Origin of the sequence: Kiloniella litopenaei, assembly GCF_000982415.1 — a bacterium.
Classification (GTDB): domain Bacteria; phylum Pseudomonadota; class Alphaproteobacteria; order Kiloniellales; family Kiloniellaceae; genus Kiloniella; species Kiloniella litopenaei.
Window position 1 is genome coordinate 321888 of record NZ_LANI01000003.1, and the last position, 18275, is coordinate 340162.

Consider the following 18275-nt stretch of genomic DNA (forward strand, 5'->3'; position numbering starts at 1 on the left):
TCCTCGTGTTCTGCTGTCTTTTGAGTATAGCACAAGAAATTTAGGACATAACTTTTGTTTCAAAAAAGTTCCCGGAAGATCCAATCAAAGAAAACGTCTTCAATAGACTTCCGGGACAGTTGGCGGATCGAATAAGTCCTGTTCCGGAGAACACAAGCGTTAGAAAGAATAGGTAATCGCTATGCCGCTGAAGAACTGGTTTTTGCTCTTAACGAATGGGCTGTCTGCCGCATCCCCAAGCAAACGCGCATAACCCAGAGTACCCGTCATTGCCCAGCTTTCATCAAAGCTGTACATCGCCCCTACGTTAAAACCCACATCCTTAAAGCCTGCATCAACATCGTGCTGATTATACCTGCTTCTGGAAGCCTGTTTACTGTCCACTCCAAAATAGGACTGCATATAATCTTCCGATGCCCAGCTGACAGAGGGACCTGCTGAAATCCACAGGCGTTCATCAAGGAAACTGTGACGATACTCGGCATTGAAATTAGCCAGAAGGCCTTTGTCTTCGCCACTCAGGTCCTGTGTAATATCCAGCCCGAACCCGTACATTCCCAAATCGATTTCGGCAAAAGCTGTCCCCGCGAGACCACCTTCAACATCACCCAGTCCCTTGAGCGCAGAATTATCATCTTCATCCCGGCCCCAGTCGTAATTCAGGGAAACGCCACCGCTAAAATGCTCTGAACGCAGCAAGGTTGCACCAATGCCACGATCAATCGAGATAAAAAAGGTATCATCCCGCCAGGACGCTTCGAGAACAGGCATAGCCCCGACACCGTAATCATCAGACCCTTCATAATCAGGTCCAAAACCGGCCCCGGCACCAATGGTAAAATCCCAATCACTTAACGCAGCATCCACAAAGCTGTCTGTTTCTGGATTACCTGCGGTCGATTGGCCGCCAGCTATGGTCGGCGATGCAAGCCCCAGAGAAATCAACGACGTGAAAAATGCCAGTCTGACTGACTTGCCCTGAATAAAATTCTTCGCTTTAACACCTGTGCCGATAGCGACAGATGAAAACATACAGGAAAATATAGAACGGTGCCTAAGCATGAGTCCCTCATTAAACAACGAAAATATACCGTGGTTATAAGGGGACTTTCTGACAGAGGGCTGACCGTTGCTGTTAAATGAAAATATTTTTAGGCCAAGGCCAATTCTGTACCTGTAAAATCACCAAAGTAACGTTCTGGAACAAATTCATTGTCCAGCTTATTACCCTGCTGCGTTACAGGTCCTACCTGTTCAAAAAGGCGTTGCACATCACGTGCGGACAAACCGTCCCACGACGGCTGTAGTGCCTGACAGATAGAATCTTCCAACTGCTTGTAAATAATTTTAATAAACCTCTTTTGATCTGAAGATGCTTTCAGCGCGTGGATGCTTGGCATTTGCCAATGCACCCTCAAGGCACCTAACGGCCCCAGCACAGGTTCATTTTCATCCGGCGCACTAATGCTAATAACCAGATCAATATCCGGGGCGCCGTCTTCCATAAAAAGCTTGTGCGTTTTGGAGAAAAGACCGGCTGTGTCGTATCCCTTGGCCTCAAGGAACTCTTCGACCAAAGGCAACATTTGTCCATCAGGTTGCGTTCCGGCGCTAAAGGTTCGAACACGTCCACCGCCAAAATCCCGCAGAAGAGTTTCAGCAATCAAACTTCTGGCTGAATTTGCCGTGCTTAAAAAGAGAACATGAACTGGTTTTTGCGCCATTTCGGAATAACCTTTATATGCAACAGTATTCGAAACACCCAGATCAATAGACTATGATTAGATTATCATTTCGTGGGTCAGAGACATCTACGCCAGATAAATATCAATAGCATGAAAAGCACATGACTCATTTATGAATTTCATCTAGTGGACATACCCTTTCCTAGTCAAAACAAGGGCTAGCAGGCAACCGCCTTCGTTCTGAAAATAGAAATCAGTTCATTCATTACAGATCGGATTGCAGGCACAAAACGCAGATCCCCGTGGACAATCAAATGCAGGTTTGAAACCAGCCCGGGTATATCCGGCGTCAATCTAATCAGCTGAGGATCATGATCTCCCGCTGCAGAAGGCAATAATCCTATGCCAAGGTCATCACGTATTATCGTTTGCATCATCAGGGCATTGCTAATTCGAATAACCGGCGTCACCATTTTGAGTGTTGACCGCATCCAGGTCGCATCGGGCTGATAGCTGTGTTCTTCATCCCATCCAATCCAAGGCAAATATTTTTGCTCAAGCCAGACCTTGAGATCACCCTTTGGGGACAGAGGTTCAATATCACACCCCTTTGCACCAAAAACAGCAAACGGCATCTCTGTCAGCTTCTGCGTAAAAAGGTTACCCTGTTTCGGCTTACAAAACCGAATGACCAAATCAGCTTCTCGCCGCGACAGGCTTGCCTCTACATGCGTCGTGATTAACTCCAGCTCTATGCCCGGCAAGGCCCGTCTAATTTGATGCACATGTTCAGAGATAAGCATTCCTGCCTGCTCATTCATTGATATTCGGACAGTGCCAACTGAATCCGCTGCCAACAATGTGCTTTGGCGATTTAGCGTTTCTGCGGCCTCGGCCATAGGGAAGGCTTTGGATGCGAGCATCACGCCAGCTTCAGTCGGGCACAGCCCCTCTGACAATCGTTCAAACAAACGACTTTTCAATCCACCTTCGAGCGATTTTATTCGGCGCCCCACAGTCGGCTGACTAAGCCCCAGTTCCCTTGCTGCAGCAGAAAAAGATTTCATTTCATAAACAGCAAGAAAAACCCTGATATCATCCCAATCATAAGGCGACTTAAGCATCATAAACCCATTCAATAGTGAATATCAAAATTGCATTTTTTTTCATATCATACACAGATGAATAGATATATTTTATGAAAACCGGAAATTAGGCAAGTATTAGGCACCAGAATATGTCCGAAGGTACAACCCCGAATAAAACCAATATCCAATCAATGCTGGCCGTGTTATTTGCTGCCTTCCTTTTCTCTGCCATGTTTGCGCTGCCCAAAGGTTCAGCCACTGACCTGCCATGGTTTCAAATTGTGTTTATCCGCTATACAGGAGGCTTAATTTTTCTACTGCCAACGGTGTGGAGATGGCACCACAAAGGTAACAGTCTGAGAAGCAGTTTCGGCCTGCTCCATATCGGACGTTCAATTGCCGGTATTGGTTCAGTTGCCTGCGTCGTCATCGCTGCGTCACAGATCCCGCTTGCTGATGTCATTACCATCAGCTTCTCCAATGGGGCCATTGTCCTTATTCTCGCAGGCATCATATTAGGTGAGCGTGTTCTTCCCCGACATTGGGCATCAATTATCATCACCATTCTTGGTGCAAGCCTTGTTGCGTCCAACAGCGCAGGCGGGGGACAAAGCGCCTTTTTCAGCACGGCTGCCCTCATTGCATTACTCGCAGCTTGTTGCATGGCTGTTGAAATCATCGTCATTAAATTTGTCAGTGAACGCGAAGCCATTCCCGTAACCCTTCTCTACGTCAATGGTCTGGCAAGCCTCTTGCTATTGATCCCATCATTGATCTGGGGACATTGGCAAGATCTCGTGAATTGGTGGCCAGTTCTTCTTATGGGTCCCATTGCCATCCTCGGACAGACCTTGAATCTCTTCGCCTTCCGAAAAGCAGAAGTGGTTCTGCTAACCCCCTTAACCTATAGCTCGATCTTATTCTCGGCTCTGTTAGGCTTTGTGCTCTTTGGCGAACACTTGAGTTGGTCTACAGCCCTGGGCGCAATCATCATCGTTACAGGCTGTTTGATTGGGATGGGTATCTATCGTAAAAGACTTTCGCAATCTCAATGAGATACCAATCTCTGAATGTTGTGTATTATAATCCGATAAAGTGACCAGAGTCTCACAAATGAGAAGGGTTGAATAAAACACTCGATGACCAACGATCAAAGTGACTTAAAAAGCATCGTCTCTCGTTTTACCGATGAACAGGTATCAACCCCTGTTTTTGTTGCCAACGTCCTTCGCGAAGCAATCATTTCAGGCACCTTACCGCCCCACAGTCTTGTCCGACAGGATACAGCTGCTGATGCAATGGGCGTTAGCAAAATTCCGGTCAGGGAAGCCCTTAGAACACTGGAAGGTGAAAACCTTATTAGCTTTGAAAGAAACCGAGGCGCACGGGTGTTGCCGGGTTCCATTCGGGAAATGATTGAAATTTTTGAGCTGCGAAAAGTAATTGAACCCCATTTGTTACAGCTCTCAATCCCGAACCTTACGAATGAAGATCTTACCAACGCCCAAAATCTGATTACTCGCGAAGCGCAATCAAAAAATCAGAAAGAACTGGGCGAGCTTAACCGCCAGTTTCATGAAATCATTCTATCCGGTGCGAAAGAAACCATCGGATATAAATTCCAGAGTATTCTTTTCACCACATCAGAGCGCTATCTAAGACTGAGCTTAAAAGAACCATCCTCACAAACACGAAGCAATGCAGAGCACCAGCAACTGATTACCGCCTGTATTGCCCGCGATAGCAACAGGGCAAAAGAGCTTCTCGTTAAACATCTGGAATCAGCCCAGAGTGTCATTCACGAGAAGCTCAAGCAGGATAAATCCGTAGATCCCTAAATTTACACGCTTTTCCTATAAATCTTTCGCAAGTCTCAGCGCATCATAGATCGCCGCATGAGTATTCCGTGCAGCAACGGCATCACCAATTCTGAAAAGCTGAAACGTGCCATCCGCATTTGTAGCAATCTTTTGCGGTTTCCCATCAATAAAAGCTTTGTGGTCCAGCTCACCAAGATTTACAGACGCAGGTTTGAGATCAAAATAGATTTCATCCATCGGAATGGTCCCGTGATTGACCACAACCTGATCGTAATCCTTCTCTTTGATCAGATCACTATAGTCAGTACCGATTTTGGCCCGTAGCCGATTACCGTCACGCCCGACATCTTTCAAGCGGTAGGTAACGGTAAAGGTCACATCCTTTTCTTGCATCGACCGCATATAAGGCACCAGATTCATTGCCATGACATCAGGCGCAAAGCTACGGTCCGGCGTCATAATTTCAACTTTTGCGCCTGTATTGGCAATGACCTCGGCAGCCTGCAATCCCGCATGGTCACCCGCATCATCATAAACCAGAACATCCTGTCCCGGTTTAACATCACCGGCAATGATATCCCAGCTGGAAACCACCAACTCGTTTCCGCTTTCAAGAACTTCTGTATGGGGCAAGCCGCCTGTTGCAATAATAACAACATCAGGATTTTCCGCCTCAATATCTGCCGCTTCGGCCCAGGTATTAAAGCGAAACTCTACATCCCGGGCAGAACATTGTGCCATGCGCCAGTCAATGATCGAAATCATCTCGGCCCGGCGCTGACTTTGTGCGGACAGACGAATTTGTCCCCCCGGTTCCGGTGCAGCCTCGAAGACAATAACATCGTGTCCGCGTTCAGCTGAAACCCGCGCGGCTTCAAGTCCAGCGGGTCCTGCACCCACGATTACAACTCTACGTACTTTGTCTGCAGGCAGAATATCGTGCGGCATAGTCAGTTCCCGACCCGTCGCCGCATTATGGATGCACAGCGCATCCCCGCCCTGATAGATACGATCCAGACAATAGGTGGCCCCGACACAGGGACGGATATCATCTTCGCGTCCCGCCATAATTTTTTTTACAATATGCGGATCAGCCATATGGGCACGGGTCATACCAACCATATCCAGAAGCCCTTCGGCAACCGCATAACGCGCTGTTGCCACATCAGGAATACGCGCGGCATGAAAGGTTGGCATCCCCGTGGCCTTTTTCACTTCCCCGGCAAAGTCCAGATGGGGCGCTGATTTCATACCCTGTACAGGAATAACATCTGTTAGGCCCGGGTCCGTATCAATATGCCCGCGAATAACATTGAGAAAATCGACCATTCCAGAACGCTGTAAACGCTTTGAAATCTCAATTCCTTCTGCAGCGGAAATTCCGTCTTTGTCAGCTTCATCCGCGGTGTAGCGAATACCAACGATAAACTTGTCACCCACACGCTTTCGAATTGCCTCCAGCACATTAAGTGAAAAGCGCATTCTGTTTTCCAGCGATCCGCCATACTCACCATCCAGTGTATTGGTGCGCGGAGACCAGAACTGATCCATCAGATGGCCATAGGCTTCCAGTTCTATGCCATCCAATCCTGCAGCTTTCATTCGCTCTGCCGCATCGGCATAGTCTTCGATAATTCTGAGGATATCCCAATCCTCAAGTTGCTTAGGGAAGGCCCGATGCGAAGCTTCGCGATGATGTGACGGCGCAACAGCCGGTAGCCAGTCCCCTTTGTTCCATCCTGTTCTGCGCCCCAAATGGGTCAACTGGATCATCACCGCGCATCCATGTTCATGACATGCATCGGTCACTTTTTTCATCCAGGGGACAACTTCGTCCTTGTAGGCCAACACATTGTTGAACACAGGTGGGCTATCACGGGATACCGCGGCAGACCCCGCAGTCATGGTCATACCCACCCCTGCTTTGGCCCGCTCTTCATGATAGGCACGGTAACGATCCTTGGGCATTCCGTCTTCGGGGTAAGCAGGTTCGTGACTTGTGGTCATGATCCGGTTTTTAATGGTCAAATGCTTCAGCTTATAGGGCTGTAACAAAGGATCATTACTGGCCATTTCTCTCTCCTGTTTTATTCTTGTCCCGGTTCAGTTTCTTGATTTGGCTTCTGCCTATTTTCCTGCCCGAGGTTGTCATTAGTGTAGTATCAAAACCTAACTCGGCAGAAGATTGCGTACCGAGCTCAGTTGTTTAATTAAGCGGTAACTGACGAAACAGGCCGGGATTGTTTGGATCATTGAAATGGCTCATGGGACCATTTTCAATGAAGTGTTCATGCCAACGCTTCATCGCTTCAACATCCAGTTCCACCCCCAGACCGTTCCCTTCCGGAACAGCTATGGTATTATCTGTCTGGCGGAAGGGCCCGTTTTCAATGACGTCCCCAACTTGCCAGCGGAACAGGGACTGTGATGGCTCTGTAATCCAGGGCGTTGCGGCAACAACATGCAAATAGGCAGCAGTCATAATGCCCAGATCATTTGAATAGCACCAAAAGCCTTTACCCATGGCTTCACAAGCCGCGATAAACTTCATTGTTTTTCCAATGCCGCCCAACGCCGCAAAGTTACAGACGAAATAATCGGGTGCGCCCAAGGCAACAGCACGCCGTAAATCCGGCACATGAGTTGAAAAGGGAATGATCGAATGGCGGCGCAATTCGGCCATTTCTTCAAATGTCGCAACCGGGTCCTCATAGTTGCGAATATTGTATGGTTCAAGCTCTCTCAAAACCCAACGTGCCGTAGTTAAAGACCATTGCATATTTGAATCAAGCCGCAGCATGGCATCGGGGCCAAGAGCTTCCCTCAAAAGGCGAACCGTCTTGATTTCAAGCTCGGGATCTCCCTGAATAAGCTTGCCCTCAAAATAGCTCGAGCCATGCTCTTCTTTCATCTTCAGACAGTAATCGACAATGGCCTCGGGGGTCATTTCACCACCCGCCCCATTGTTTTCCGGTCGAAAAGCAAAATACTCTGTAAAGGGAATCTCTTTCCTGACAGCACCACCCAATACTTTATAGAGCGGCATGTTCATGACTTTTCCACGGATATCCCAAAGTGCAAGTTCCAGCGCCCCAAAGGCTATTGTGATTGCATTTTCACCCGTATTTGCCGTTATCTGCCACGGTGGCACACAACGGGCTTCACAACTGGCAATATCCAAAGGATCAGCACCAATAAGAGCGGGCGCAATCTCTTCCTTGATAATCTCACCAAAATGCCACCAGGGCGCTTCCCCCAGTCCGACGACACCTTCATCAGTAAAAACTTCGATAATGGATTTTGATGCCCCGGGATAAAGGCCCGCTGTCCACCAGAAAGGCGCATCAAAAGGAACGTTTACATGAGTGACTTTAATATCCGTGATTTTCATGATCAGGCCTCGCCAATTTCGCAACCTTCATTCAGCTGACAAATAAAACTTCTAGTACCAGGCATCCTTCATTTCCGTTTTCCGTCGGTTCATAAAATCAAGCAATGCTTCATCTCTATCTTCGGCCAAATGCGGTGCCTGATAGTCAGCCAATATTTTTTTCCATCTGCGATTGGCTCTAATCATGGCGTCATCACCACCCTGCTCACTCCAGCTTTCAAAAGGCTGATCGTCGTTGAGTTCTGTGTCCCAATAGGCCGTCTCATAATGAGAAAGCGTATGCGCCGTGCCAAACATATGCTCGCCGGGACCACCTTCGCGCAACGAAGACAACCCCAAGGTGTCATCATTGATTTCAAGTCCCTTGAGATAGGCATGCAACGCCCCGCAAAGATCCGTATCCATAACGAATTTCTCATAAGACATTGAAAGTAGCCCATCCAGAAAACCCGCAGAATGCAAAACGTAATTCACACCACCCTGTACAGCCGACATCATGGACATCATGGCCTGAACCATCGCCTGACCATCCGGTAATTTTGATGTGGCAAAGTTACCCGCGCAACGCAGGGGCAATTTCAATCGTCGCGCCAATTGCCCCATAACAAGGCTTCCCAGTGCCGGCTCTGGTGTTCCAAAAGTCGGGCTACCGGACCTGAGAGACATGGACGAGAGAAAAGAAGCCAAAATAGCGGGCGCACCGGGCCTGGCAAGCTGTGTCAAGGCGCAGCCGACCATGGATTCAGCCAAGCCTTGTGCGACGGCCCCCGGCATTGTCACCGGGCAAACCGCACCGCCCAGCAAAAACGGCAAATGGATAGAGCCTTGCCCCGCAGCGGCATAGGCCCGAATGCCCTGAGTGGAAATACCATCCCAAACCAGGGGTGAGGTGGAATTAAAGTTCCCCATGATCACACAGTTCTGATCAACAAATTCCGACCCAAAAAGAATGCGGCACATTTCGATACTATCCACAGCGCGTTCCGGTGCCGTGATTGATCCTAAAAACGGACGGTCAGAATAGCGGATATGGGCATAGACCATATCAAGGTGCCGCTTGTTGACGGGAATATCCGTCGGTTCGCAAATCGTCCCTCCGGAATGATGAAGCCAGGGACTGGATTGAGCCAACTTCACAAAATTTTCAAAATCATCAAGGGTTCCATACCGTCTCCCCTTGTCCATATCCATCACAAAAGGTGATCCATAAGCGGGCGCAAAAACCATGGCATCTCCGCCGATTTCTACGGATCGTGCCGGATTCCTTGCATGCTGCGTAAAACGTTCAGGCGCGGTTTTGAGGAGTTCCCGAATCATGCCGGGTTCAAATTTGATATTCCAGGCCTCCGCAGAAATATCTGTAACCTGCCCGCCTGCTTTTCGAAATAATTCAACCGTTTCCGGATCTTCGCGGAACTCAATACCGATCTCTGCAAGAATGGTATCTGCAGCTTTTTCGATTTTGATCAAATTTTCTTCATCAAGAAGATCATAGGTTGGAATGTTTCGACTTATAAAAGGCGCCTGCAGATGCGCGTTCTGTCCAGCACCATCCATACGACTTGCTTGCCTGGCTGCGCGGCCACGGTTTCGGGCCCTTCCTACACGATGCTCATTACTATCAACATGATCGACCGACTGTTCCATTGCCTTACTTTCTGCCGAGAATAATAGGAATAGGCATATGGTATACTTATGCAATATAGTTGTGACTGACTAAAAATCTTATTCTTAGGCCAAGTTTAATTTATGCGAAAATTAAAATCACTTATCCAGTCTCCTGCCTCACTCTTCTCGTTTGAGGCCGCAGGAAGGCACTTATCCTTTGCCCGGGCCGCAGAAGAACTCAATGTCAGTCAAGCCGCTATAAGCTACGCGATCAAACAGCTTGAGACTGCCTTGAATGTTCAGCTTTTCTATCGAGGACATCGCTCGGTTGAACTAACGAATGCGGGCAAGCGCTTTCATAACGATGTTACCATGGGGCTTGGTCACATCCACCGTTCAGCGGAAGAACTCTCACGCTCAGATAGTGAAGGCAGCATAACACTTTCTTGCTCAACAGCCTTTGCCAACTATTGGATCGTGCCAAGGCTGGGTACGCTCCGGGCCAAAAATCCCGAAATTGATCTGCGGCTACAAACCACAGATAAAGATATAGACCCTGCGATAGAGGGTATCCCGCTTGGGATACGACGGGGAACGGGTGATTGGCCCGGTCATGATGCCATTCAAATCGCCAGTGAAGAGGTCTATCCAGTTGCCAGCCCGCGATATCTTGCTGAAAACGGGCGCCCGAAAAGCCCCGGCGAGCTGGCAGAACGACGCTTGATATATCTGGAAGAACCCTATCGGGACCGGCCAAACTGGCATAACTGGTTTCAGGCCAAGGGCTTGGTCTGGAAAGATTACGGCGAAGGGTTACGCTTGAACGATTATGCTTTGGTTATTCAAGCTGCGCTGGCTGGTGGTGGTATTGCCCTGGGGTGGTGGCACCTTGTAGATCACCTGGTTGAGCATGGCCTTTTGGTCAAGCTGGATGACGAAGCAGTTCATTTTGGTGGAGACTTCTGGGTCCTATGGCCCAACCACAAACCATTAAGCCCCCAGGCGGAACGTGTCCGAGACTGGCTGACTTCTTCGCAAAATTCCTTGGACAATGGCCTCTATTAACGCAATATTATGCCCAACAAACAAGGAGATAATAATGTCCAGCAGTTCCGCAAATAGTCCCAAACGAACAATTGCCATGGTTGCCCATGATCGCATGAAGCCCGTGCTTCTTGAATGGGCCGAAGAGAACAAAGAAAAGCTCAAAGAGTTTCGCATTGTTGCAACGGGGACAACAGGCCGCCTGTTGGCAGAAAATCTGCCTGATCACGATATAACAGCGTTCAAAAGTGGCCCACTGGGCGGTGACCTGCAAATTGGTGCCCTGATCTCCAATGATGAACTGGATGCCCTGTTCTTTCTTGTTGATCCTATGACCCCTCAGCCCCACGATGTTGACGTCAAAGCCTTGATCAGAATATCAACGCTTTACGAGACACCCGTGGCTTGTAACCGCACAACTGCAGACTTTATCCTGCGCGGTATCACCGAAGAAGGCTATCAAAAACGGCCAGCTCACCCCATGATCGAAGAGTATGTCACTCGTTCAGTCTAACCCCCGCCAATTTCATCACTTAACCAGATATCACTGAATGGCGTGGATTACCTTTGTAACAGGTGTATCCAAACCTTCGACATACCAGTTCGCCCACAAGCGATTTTCCTTATCCGGCTCTAAACTCAGAAAGTTCCGGGCAAGGAGATATTTTTTGCGCTGTGTCGGAAGCTCCATCATCCGTGCTGTGATGCCTTGCTCAATCGGTTCAACCTCATCACTGAGTTGCGTTAACAGCCACCCCATCAGCTTTGGAGGAGAAGGATGAACGATCCCCGAGGCTGTCAATTGGTTGATGACCTTTGAGCGCCCCGGCGCAGCTTCCCCGCGCTCGCTTTCAATAACGCCCAGACAAGCAACATGGACATCACCGGACAAAATCGTCACACGGCAGGCTTTATCGGCCATAAGCCCCAGTAAACGGTGGATCATCCGCAAACGTTCTGCACGATGATTTGGACTTTGCCAATGATCCCGTAAATCATCTTCAAGTTCCTGTTCCCCCGGCAGCCAGCCCATAAGGCTTTCAATAGATCCAAAATCAGCATGAACCACGGGTACGGGAGACACAAAAAGCAAATGCCTTGGCCCACCCTCACTCACTGAGTTCAATTCATCAAGATACTGCCAAATCAGATCCCAGCTTTCCCGTGAAAGAACCTGCTTTTGCGTTCTTTCTGTGCGTGTGTCTAAAGATAAGACCAGATAGTTTCCAGCCCGAAGGGCCGTAGAAAAACCGTGGGTCGGCAACGCCGAGGGATGTTTTTCATCTTCTGATATCGAAAGCTGTTGCTGGAACAAGGCAAAGTACTTTCGCGCAATACTAAAGATCCCCTGATAAACATCACACTCCTGATCTTCCGCAGCATAAGATCCCCACCCATCAAAGATATCGTGATCATCCCACATCATGGCTGTGGGAATAGAGGCAAGAGCTTCAGCCACAACGGGCTGTTTCCAGCGCTGGCAATAGAGATCAAAATAAAAGCGATCAACCTGATCTCGCATCGCCGCTGTAAACTTACGCTTCCTACGTTCCGCCCTTGATAATTCAACCCATTTTTTAATCTCGGAACAGCGTTCCCATATCTCATCGGCATAGACCTGATCACCGCCCATAATCATCAAATTATAAGGCGTCACCCGATGCTGGAAGAGCAAGGCCTTCCACATGGCATTTTTATCATCGACTTTTTTAATTTCACTTGGGGCAGAAAAGCCATTACAGGAAAGAAAAGTCATTTGTGGATCGGCACCCTGTGCCGGGACAGTGAACATCCAAAAGTCAAATCCAATAAAGTACTTAACCTCTATAGCTTCTAGTTCGCGCAACACACGGACATCAAACCGCGACACAATAAAACCTTTTGATTCATATAAGGTTGCGCGAGACACACATTCCCCTTTTTCCACCCTGAAGGTCAAATCAGAGGTTGCTGTCTTTGACACAACCAATATCGACAGATCCCAAAAGTCCTCTTCCGCTGTTCGCAAATTCAAAATTGGGCCGAGTTTGAGATCCATAATATTGCTCCCTAAGTTTCATATTTGTTTAGAGAGTATCGAACCAGGAAAAGCTGTGCCACATTAAGTTGAATAAAAAGGGAACTTAATCACTGAACAGGAGATGACGCCGCATTCAAAATTAGCCTTAGATCGTTCTGCATATGCCCCAAAGCAGATTTAATTAGATCCGACGTCTTCATCAATTTATCGGTTGCATCGCCAGTGGTTCTAGAAGCATCCCGCATGGCTGCTGTACTGCCAGATACCTTGTTCGCATTTTCCACAGAATCTTTCACAAATCGGGCAATGCCGTTGGATGCATCGGACTGTGCCTCAAACAGCTGAACCAGACCGCGCATTGATTGATCCACCTGATTGATACGCCCTTCGATCGTGGTGATCCCCTGTGCTGCTTGTTCGGATACATCGCGAATAGATTTAACCCTGATGGCAATCGCATCAGTTGCTTGTGATGTTTCGGCAGACAGCTTCTTCACTTCTTCAGCAACAACAGCAAAACCCGCTCCTGCAACACCGGCACGTGAAGCCTCAATCGTCGCATTCAAAGCCAAGAGGTGTGTTTGTCCGGCAATCTTTTGAATCATCTCAATGATTTCTTCAACCTGATTAGCTGTTTCATAAAGATCTTCTACGGTGGAATGTGCCTCTTTGGTATCCTTGGTTGCCAAAGACGTTAGCTTTATTTGCTGATCAACTGCCTCAGACATTTCTGCACTACACGTTATCAGATTTTCAGAAAGCTCTCTGATTTCACCAGCCATTTTGGCATTGATATCTGCCAATTCAATTGTTTCGCCAGCCTGTTGGTTAGTGTTGGAAGCAAAGCTTTGTAGTTGGTCGGACATCACCACCAAATCATCGGCGTGAAGGGTTACGCTTTTTACGCTGGAATTCATACCGCTTTCAAGTTGCGACGCCACATTGATCAGCTTGTCTTCAACCGCTTTTTGATTTCTCAAACGTTCCTTCTCGTTCTCTTCGCGCAAAACCGCAGCTTCATCCCTTGCCTGTTGGAAACGCTCGACCCCGCGGGCAAGAGAACCAATCTCATCAATACGGTTTGCTTCTCGTAACTGAACACTTCCACCATCGGCAACCTCACGGGCTGCGGCCTGCAATCGTACTAATGATCGTGTTACCAGGCTACGATTTACACCGAAAATTACACCAAGAATGAGAACAACAGCTGCACCACCAAGACTTATGGAAATCATAAGGGCCAAGTCAGCAAAGGCCTTTACTTCTTCATCTTTTTCACGAATGACATCAACATGTTGAAGTATCGCGATACGTTTTTGTTCGGCCTCCAGCGTCGCGTCTGCCAGTATCCCTTTTAAGGACAAAACTTTTTGCGCTAACGCATCATCACCAGAATTTTCCTTGGAAATCCTTGCCACTTCCTGTTCAATCTCTGTGAGAGCAAGTTTATCAAAGCGAAATTCTTTTACCTTTTCCTGATACTGACTAGCCGTAAACACACCAAGAGATACCGAAGGTTTCCCCGCCCCCTCGTCAATCACAAAAAAACCGTTCTTGGATAGATCCCTGCGCTGTTTTCGTTTTTTATAACGGGCTTTAATATCCTTTCGGCCATCGTGAATGATAACACTTGCCCCTTGTGACAAAGCCCAGTTTTCAATTTCTTTAGAGGCATTAACCTCTAGATGTGTGCCGATGGAAAGATAACGGGTCTGTAGGTCCGTTATCTCTGCCCGCAACATCTGATTCATTTCGCGCAAAAGTTGGCTTCTTGCCTCTTCTTTCTGCATCATATTTTTCATCAGAAGCTCAAACCCGAATAACAGCCCCGCCATAAGCGGGACCAACACCGTTATCAATGCGATAATCAGCTTTATATCAATACGGGATTTAATGGCGGTTATCATAACACCCTCACAATGTAATCAAATACTGGCTTTTCCGTTGTGAGAATCGATATCAACTAATGATGACAGTTTTACTGAGTTTTAATGACCCTATTTCGATAAATATTCTTTCTAACCATATACTTAAGAATTATTTTCTATTCAGGATGTCGGTCATTCTCGCTAATGGAAGCTCATGCACAACACGCCCTTTATATCCTTGTGTCGTTACAGCCATACAAAGCGAGTTTACAATGGCTTCTTCGGTTGCTTCGACAACCCCATGGAAAAGCGGGTTGATATCTTTTTCCGGGATAATCTTTAAGCCTTCGTGCAACCCTTCTTTACGTAATTTCAAAGTATTCCCCGTAGAGAACGCGATCGCATAGTCGCCACTACCATTATGGCCAAAACCACCTGTACGACCCAACCCCAACGTTGCCCGGCGAGCCAGACGGTCACACTGTTTCGAAGAAATAGGTGCATCCGTAGCAATAACAATAATGATTGATCCGTCCTCAACATGCGGGACTCTTTTTCGATCCGGCACAGGAACCTCTGTTGCCGGGATCTGTAATCCAACAGGAACACCATTAACGCGAAAGTCTTTCCGGTCACCATAATTGGCCTGTACCAACACCCCCACGGTATAGGGTTTCCCCAGAACGCTGACCTGTCGAGAAGACGTTCCAATCCCGGCCTTGAAATCGTGGCAAACCATCCCTGTTCCACCACCGACACAGCCTTCGTCTACATGGCCCGGCCTTGTATTCTCCATCGCTTGGGCAACGTGCTCTGTGGTCAATGCAAACGCATTGGGATCACTCAACCAACCATCCCAGGTTTCGGCAACAATCGGATGCGTCCCGCTATGTGTATCCTTGTCATCACACAGCTTATTGATACCCCGATGAACAGCTCCGACGCCATAGTAAGACGTTAAAAGAATTGGTGACGACAGTTGCCCCGCCTCTTCCAGCCAACCACGCCCCGTCATTTCGCCGTAACCGTTGAAAACACTGGACCCGGCAAAAACACCGTGGCTCCAGACTTTGTCTTTCCCCAACGGCAGAATGGCTGTGACGCCCGTCCGAAGGACGGACGGGGTATCTTCGTGCACTGTTGCATGGCCAACTTCAACACCGGGCACATCTGTGATTGCGTTATAGGTGCCAATCGGCAATGAACCGATATTTATCCCCAGTTCCCGAAGCCGTACTCTTTTCGATGTCATCGTAAAGTCTTTCTTTCTATCCTAATCGAGACCATTAAAGCAGTTTGTTCAATTGTTAACCCAATCAAATCGCCTTGTATTCCCCCGTAGATCAACAGCTAAATCAATCGATACAGCGCCAATTTCAAAAAGCAGAGAATAGCTCAACATAATGTGATATGCACTTTATCCTCTTGCCACTTATCTTGTATGACAATGATCAAAGGAGAGAACAATGTCATACTCGCACTCTGTAAACAGACGCCAATTTATCAAGCTTGTGACCACCGGCACAGCAGGTGCCTTGGCAATAGCTGTACCAACAACATCCTTTGCAGCTCAAGACCCTGTTTACACCAGCTTTCTCTCTTCACTTGCGATAAATGGCTATGACCCGGTAGCCTACTTTAAAGCTGGAAAACCAGTGGAAGGGACGAAAGATCATCAGACTGAGTGGATGGGCGCAACCTGGTATTTTTCGAGCAAGGAAAATATGGAAGCTTTTATTGCATCCCCTGAAACCTATGCACCACAGTATGGTGGTTATTGCGCATGGGCTGTCGCGCAAGGAGATACTGCTTCGACTGATCCTTTCGCCTGGAAAATTGTCGATAACAAACTCTATCTAAACTATAGCAAAGATATTCAAACCAGATGGGAAAAGGATATACCCGGCAACATCCATAAAGGCGATAATAACTGGCCCAAGGTCCTTAACGACTAAACAATATTTCAAGTCTGGTTACAAAAAAACACGCCACTTTTATCGAATGGAATAATACTGGACTTTGCACTTTTTAGTCATCGGCCAAATCACTGACGTGATAATCAAAGGCAAGTCTATAGGCGCTGTAATACTTGGTAATGTTGGCTACATAGTCCACGGTTTCACGTCCGATGACCTTGCGGGCTATTTGTTCAACATTCGAAAACCATTTATTGGGGTTTAATCCTTCTTTTGCCGCCTGTTCCCGCATACGCCGGACTTTATTGGGTCCGGCATTATATGCGGCAAGCATAAAGTCCAGTCGATCATCATCGGCTATTTCCGGGTCATTAAAATAGGTATCGCGTAAATGGGCCAGATATTTTGTCCCCGCATGTATATTTCCGTCGATATCATCTACATTGTTTATACTAATGGGTTTTCCCGCTGCTGTTGTGGGCAAAACCTGCATGATACCAACCGCACCCGCATCACTTTTAACTGACTGATCAAGCCTTGATTCCTGGTATCCAAGTGCCGCAAGAGCCAGCCAGTCAATTCCGTATTCCTGTCCATATTTCTCAAAAAGTTTTCGTTTTGTTTTAAGCTTCTTGGCTTCTCTACGACGGAGCGGATTTTCTATCCACTTTGTTTGCTCAAAGTATTTCTTGAAATAGATATTACCCAGCAAACTTCCCTTTTTCACTGACTTCATTGACTTGTTTATAGCCGTCATTAACTGGGGACTATTTTGTCGGATGGCCCAGGCAAGCCTGCCATTATCATGAATTGTTATTTGGTCATAGACCCGCAGATTAGGAAGTATTTGCGCCCAATTTTCTGCGACGTGCAAATCGGCAACGGTAAAGTCGACGATCCCAGAGTTTACCATCTGCAATATATCTTCGTCAGTTAGCTTTAAATTCGCCGGAATTATCTTGATTGGCTCAAGCCCACGCCGATCAAAGTCTTCATTCACAACGGCAAGATGCTCGGCAAAGCTGCTCTCTGGATTAACAAAAATTGACTTCCCTGCCAAATCTTCAAGTCGCTGAATTTTAGGTAAATCCGACCGCCCAACAATCGATTCCGCGACATCGCGCAAATAGGGTTTCGTAAAATCTATTTTCTCTTTGCGCTCTTCAGTAATGGTTAAGCCACCGACAGCAATATCGCCATAACCTGCTTCGAGCAAAGGTAACAAGTCACCAAATGCAACAGGTTTATAAATAAATACAATTGGCCATTTGTCTTTGGGAATTTGCCTTTTCAAAGACTGGCGGAACTCTTCCATCAGATCATATTCAAACCCCCGTGGTTTACCATCAACGATAAAAAAGTTTGTCGGGCTGTAATTAACCAGAACCCGAATGGTTCGCTTCTCGACAAGGCTATCCAGATCCCCAACGTATCCTTCGCCAGATTCAATCAAAAGGCTTGGGGCTGCTGATGCCCCCTCTTGAACAAACAGAGAGAATATGCAGAAAAAACCAAGCAAATTGAGCAAACGCTTTGATAGAAAATATCTTTTAAACAAAACCAGCCCCTTTTTTAATTTGGACTACTCTAACAAATTTTCACACGATGAGCAGCACTCGCATTACACGAAAAACAACTGGAAAATAATAAGTACCAATATGATTCCCCCTTAAGTAGTTATTTATTAAGGAATTCCCTGATATCCTACCTTTGAAAAAGAAAGTCCGTGAACAAATATAAAGTCGCATTTTACAGACACCTTTTCACATGAAAATAAATGTGAAATCTCACCTTCTTTTTCATTAAAAATTAACATGTGCGGTACCAAAACCTCA

The 18275-nt window shown here is 47.3% G+C and carries 15 protein-coding genes; 5 read left to right on the top strand and 10 right to left on the bottom strand.

Going from position 1 to position 18275, the window contains the following annotated elements; all coding sequences use genetic code 11:
* Positions 1-159 precede the first annotated feature (159 nt).
* From WH95_RS05640 to WH95_RS05650, 3 genes are all read right to left on the bottom strand, one after another.
* Complete coding sequence (locus WH95_RS05640) at positions 160-1062, bottom strand: MipA/OmpV family protein (protein WP_082113999.1); 903 nt, start codon at positions 1060-1062, stop codon at positions 160-162.
* 89 nt (positions 1063-1151) lie between these two features.
* Entirely contained in the window at positions 1152-1724 is a 573-nt protein-coding gene (locus tag WH95_RS05645) for an arsenate-mycothiol transferase ArsC (protein ID WP_052741825.1), read from the bottom strand.
* A 179-nt stretch (positions 1725-1903) separates the two neighbouring features.
* Complete coding sequence (locus tag WH95_RS05650; protein WP_082114000.1) at positions 1904-2812, bottom strand: LysR family transcriptional regulator; 909 nt, start codon at positions 2810-2812, stop codon at positions 1904-1906.
* Positions 2813-2922: 110 nt separating this feature from the next.
* On the opposite strand from WH95_RS05650, the gene WH95_RS05655 reads away from it, so the two are divergent.
* Together WH95_RS05655 and WH95_RS05660 are read left to right on the top strand one after the other, a co-directional pair.
* The gene (locus WH95_RS05655) at positions 2923-3828 is read left to right on the top strand and encodes a DMT family transporter (protein WP_046504135.1); all 906 of its coding nucleotides are present in this window, start codon (positions 2923-2925) and stop codon (positions 3826-3828) included.
* An 84-nt stretch (positions 3829-3912) separates the two neighbouring features.
* The gene (locus WH95_RS05660) at positions 3913-4611 is read left to right on the top strand and encodes a GntR family transcriptional regulator (protein WP_046504137.1); all 699 of its coding nucleotides are present in this window, start codon (positions 3913-3915) and stop codon (positions 4609-4611) included.
* Between the two features lie 15 nt (positions 4612-4626).
* Here the strand turns inward: WH95_RS05660 and WH95_RS05665 are convergent, their stop codons facing one another.
* The 3 genes from WH95_RS05665 to WH95_RS05675 form a co-directional block, all read right to left on the bottom strand.
* Positions 4627-6666, bottom strand: coding sequence for an NADH:flavin oxidoreductase (locus WH95_RS05665; RefSeq protein ID WP_046504140.1), 2040 nt, complete (start codon positions 6664-6666; stop codon positions 4627-4629).
* A 133-nt stretch (positions 6667-6799) separates the two neighbouring features.
* A complete protein-coding gene (locus WH95_RS05670; protein ID WP_046504141.1) occupies positions 6800-7984 on the bottom strand; it encodes a mandelate racemase/muconate lactonizing enzyme family protein in 1185 nt (394 codons plus the stop codon).
* 51 nt (positions 7985-8035) lie between these two features.
* Entirely contained in the window at positions 8036-9631 is a 1596-nt protein-coding gene (locus WH95_RS05675) for a trimethylamine methyltransferase family protein (protein WP_046504143.1), read from the bottom strand.
* Positions 9632-9733: 102 nt separating this feature from the next.
* Between WH95_RS05675 and WH95_RS05680 the strand changes: the two genes are divergently transcribed.
* The gene (locus WH95_RS05680; RefSeq protein WP_046504146.1) at positions 9734-10657 is read left to right on the top strand and encodes a LysR substrate-binding domain-containing protein; all 924 of its coding nucleotides are present in this window, start codon (positions 9734-9736) and stop codon (positions 10655-10657) included.
* A gap of 34 nt (positions 10658-10691) precedes the next feature.
* A complete protein-coding gene (locus WH95_RS05685) occupies positions 10692-11150 on the top strand; it encodes a methylglyoxal synthase (RefSeq protein WP_046504148.1) in 459 nt (152 codons plus the stop codon).
* A gap of 30 nt (positions 11151-11180) precedes the next feature.
* Here the strand turns inward: WH95_RS05685 and WH95_RS05690 are convergent, their stop codons facing one another.
* The 3 genes from WH95_RS05690 to WH95_RS05700 form a co-directional block, all read right to left on the bottom strand.
* Complete coding sequence (locus tag WH95_RS05690; RefSeq protein ID WP_046504151.1) at positions 11181-12674, bottom strand: alkaline phosphatase D family protein; 1494 nt, start codon at positions 12672-12674, stop codon at positions 11181-11183.
* Positions 12675-12763: 89 nt separating this feature from the next.
* Positions 12764-14563, bottom strand: coding sequence for a methyl-accepting chemotaxis protein (locus WH95_RS05695; protein WP_046504154.1), 1800 nt, complete (start codon positions 14561-14563; stop codon positions 12764-12766).
* Between the two features lie 130 nt (positions 14564-14693).
* Positions 14694-15776 carry a DmpA family aminopeptidase gene (locus WH95_RS05700; protein WP_046504156.1) on the bottom strand — a complete coding sequence of 361 codons (1083 nt, stop codon included), beginning with the start codon at positions 15774-15776 and terminating at the stop codon, positions 14694-14696.
* 214 nt (positions 15777-15990) lie between these two features.
* Between WH95_RS05700 and WH95_RS05705 the strand changes: the two genes are divergently transcribed.
* Positions 15991-16479 carry a YHS domain-containing (seleno)protein gene (locus WH95_RS05705; RefSeq protein WP_082114001.1) on the top strand — a complete coding sequence of 163 codons (489 nt, stop codon included), beginning with the start codon at positions 15991-15993 and terminating at the stop codon, positions 16477-16479.
* Positions 16480-16552: 73 nt separating this feature from the next.
* Here WH95_RS05705 and WH95_RS05710 read toward each other — a convergent pair whose 3' ends face one another.
* A complete protein-coding gene (locus WH95_RS05710; protein ID WP_052741826.1) occupies positions 16553-17998 on the bottom strand; it encodes an MltF family protein in 1446 nt (481 codons plus the stop codon).
* Positions 17999-18275 lie beyond the last annotated feature (277 nt).

Bases quoted from the DNA above. Each gene is read 5' to 3' on its own strand.
- WH95_RS05640 (WP_082113999.1), bottom strand. From the start codon at position 1,062: ATGCTTAGGCACCGTTCTATATTTTCCTGTATGTTTTCATCTGTCGCT.
- WH95_RS05645 (WP_052741825.1), bottom strand. From the start codon at position 1,724: ATGGCGCAAAAACCAGTTCATGTTCTCTTTTTAAGCACGGCAAATTCA.
- WH95_RS05650 (WP_082114000.1), bottom strand. From the start codon at position 2,812: ATGATGCTTAAGTCGCCTTATGATTGGGATGATATCAGGGTTTTTCTT.
- WH95_RS05655 (WP_046504135.1), top strand. From the start codon at position 2,923: ATGTCCGAAGGTACAACCCCGAATAAAACCAATATCCAATCAATGCTG.
- WH95_RS05660 (WP_046504137.1), top strand. From the start codon at position 3,913: ATGACCAACGATCAAAGTGACTTAAAAAGCATCGTCTCTCGTTTTACC.
- WH95_RS05665 (WP_046504140.1), bottom strand. From the start codon at position 6,666: ATGGCCAGTAATGATCCTTTGTTACAGCCCTATAAGCTGAAGCATTTG.
- WH95_RS05670 (WP_046504141.1), bottom strand. From the start codon at position 7,984: ATGAAAATCACGGATATTAAAGTCACTCATGTAAACGTTCCTTTTGAT.
- WH95_RS05675 (WP_046504143.1), bottom strand. From the start codon at position 9,631: ATGGAACAGTCGGTCGATCATGTTGATAGTAATGAGCATCGTGTAGGA.
- WH95_RS05680 (WP_046504146.1), top strand. From the start codon at position 9,734: ATGCGAAAATTAAAATCACTTATCCAGTCTCCTGCCTCACTCTTCTCG.
- WH95_RS05685 (WP_046504148.1), top strand. From the start codon at position 10,692: ATGTCCAGCAGTTCCGCAAATAGTCCCAAACGAACAATTGCCATGGTT.
- WH95_RS05690 (WP_046504151.1), bottom strand. From the start codon at position 12,674: ATGGATCTCAAACTCGGCCCAATTTTGAATTTGCGAACAGCGGAAGAG.
- WH95_RS05695 (WP_046504154.1), bottom strand. From the start codon at position 14,563: ATGATAACCGCCATTAAATCCCGTATTGATATAAAGCTGATTATCGCA.
- WH95_RS05700 (WP_046504156.1), bottom strand. From the start codon at position 15,776: ATGACATCGAAAAGAGTACGGCTTCGGGAACTGGGGATAAATATCGGT.
- WH95_RS05705 (WP_082114001.1), top strand. From the start codon at position 15,991: ATGTCATACTCGCACTCTGTAAACAGACGCCAATTTATCAAGCTTGTG.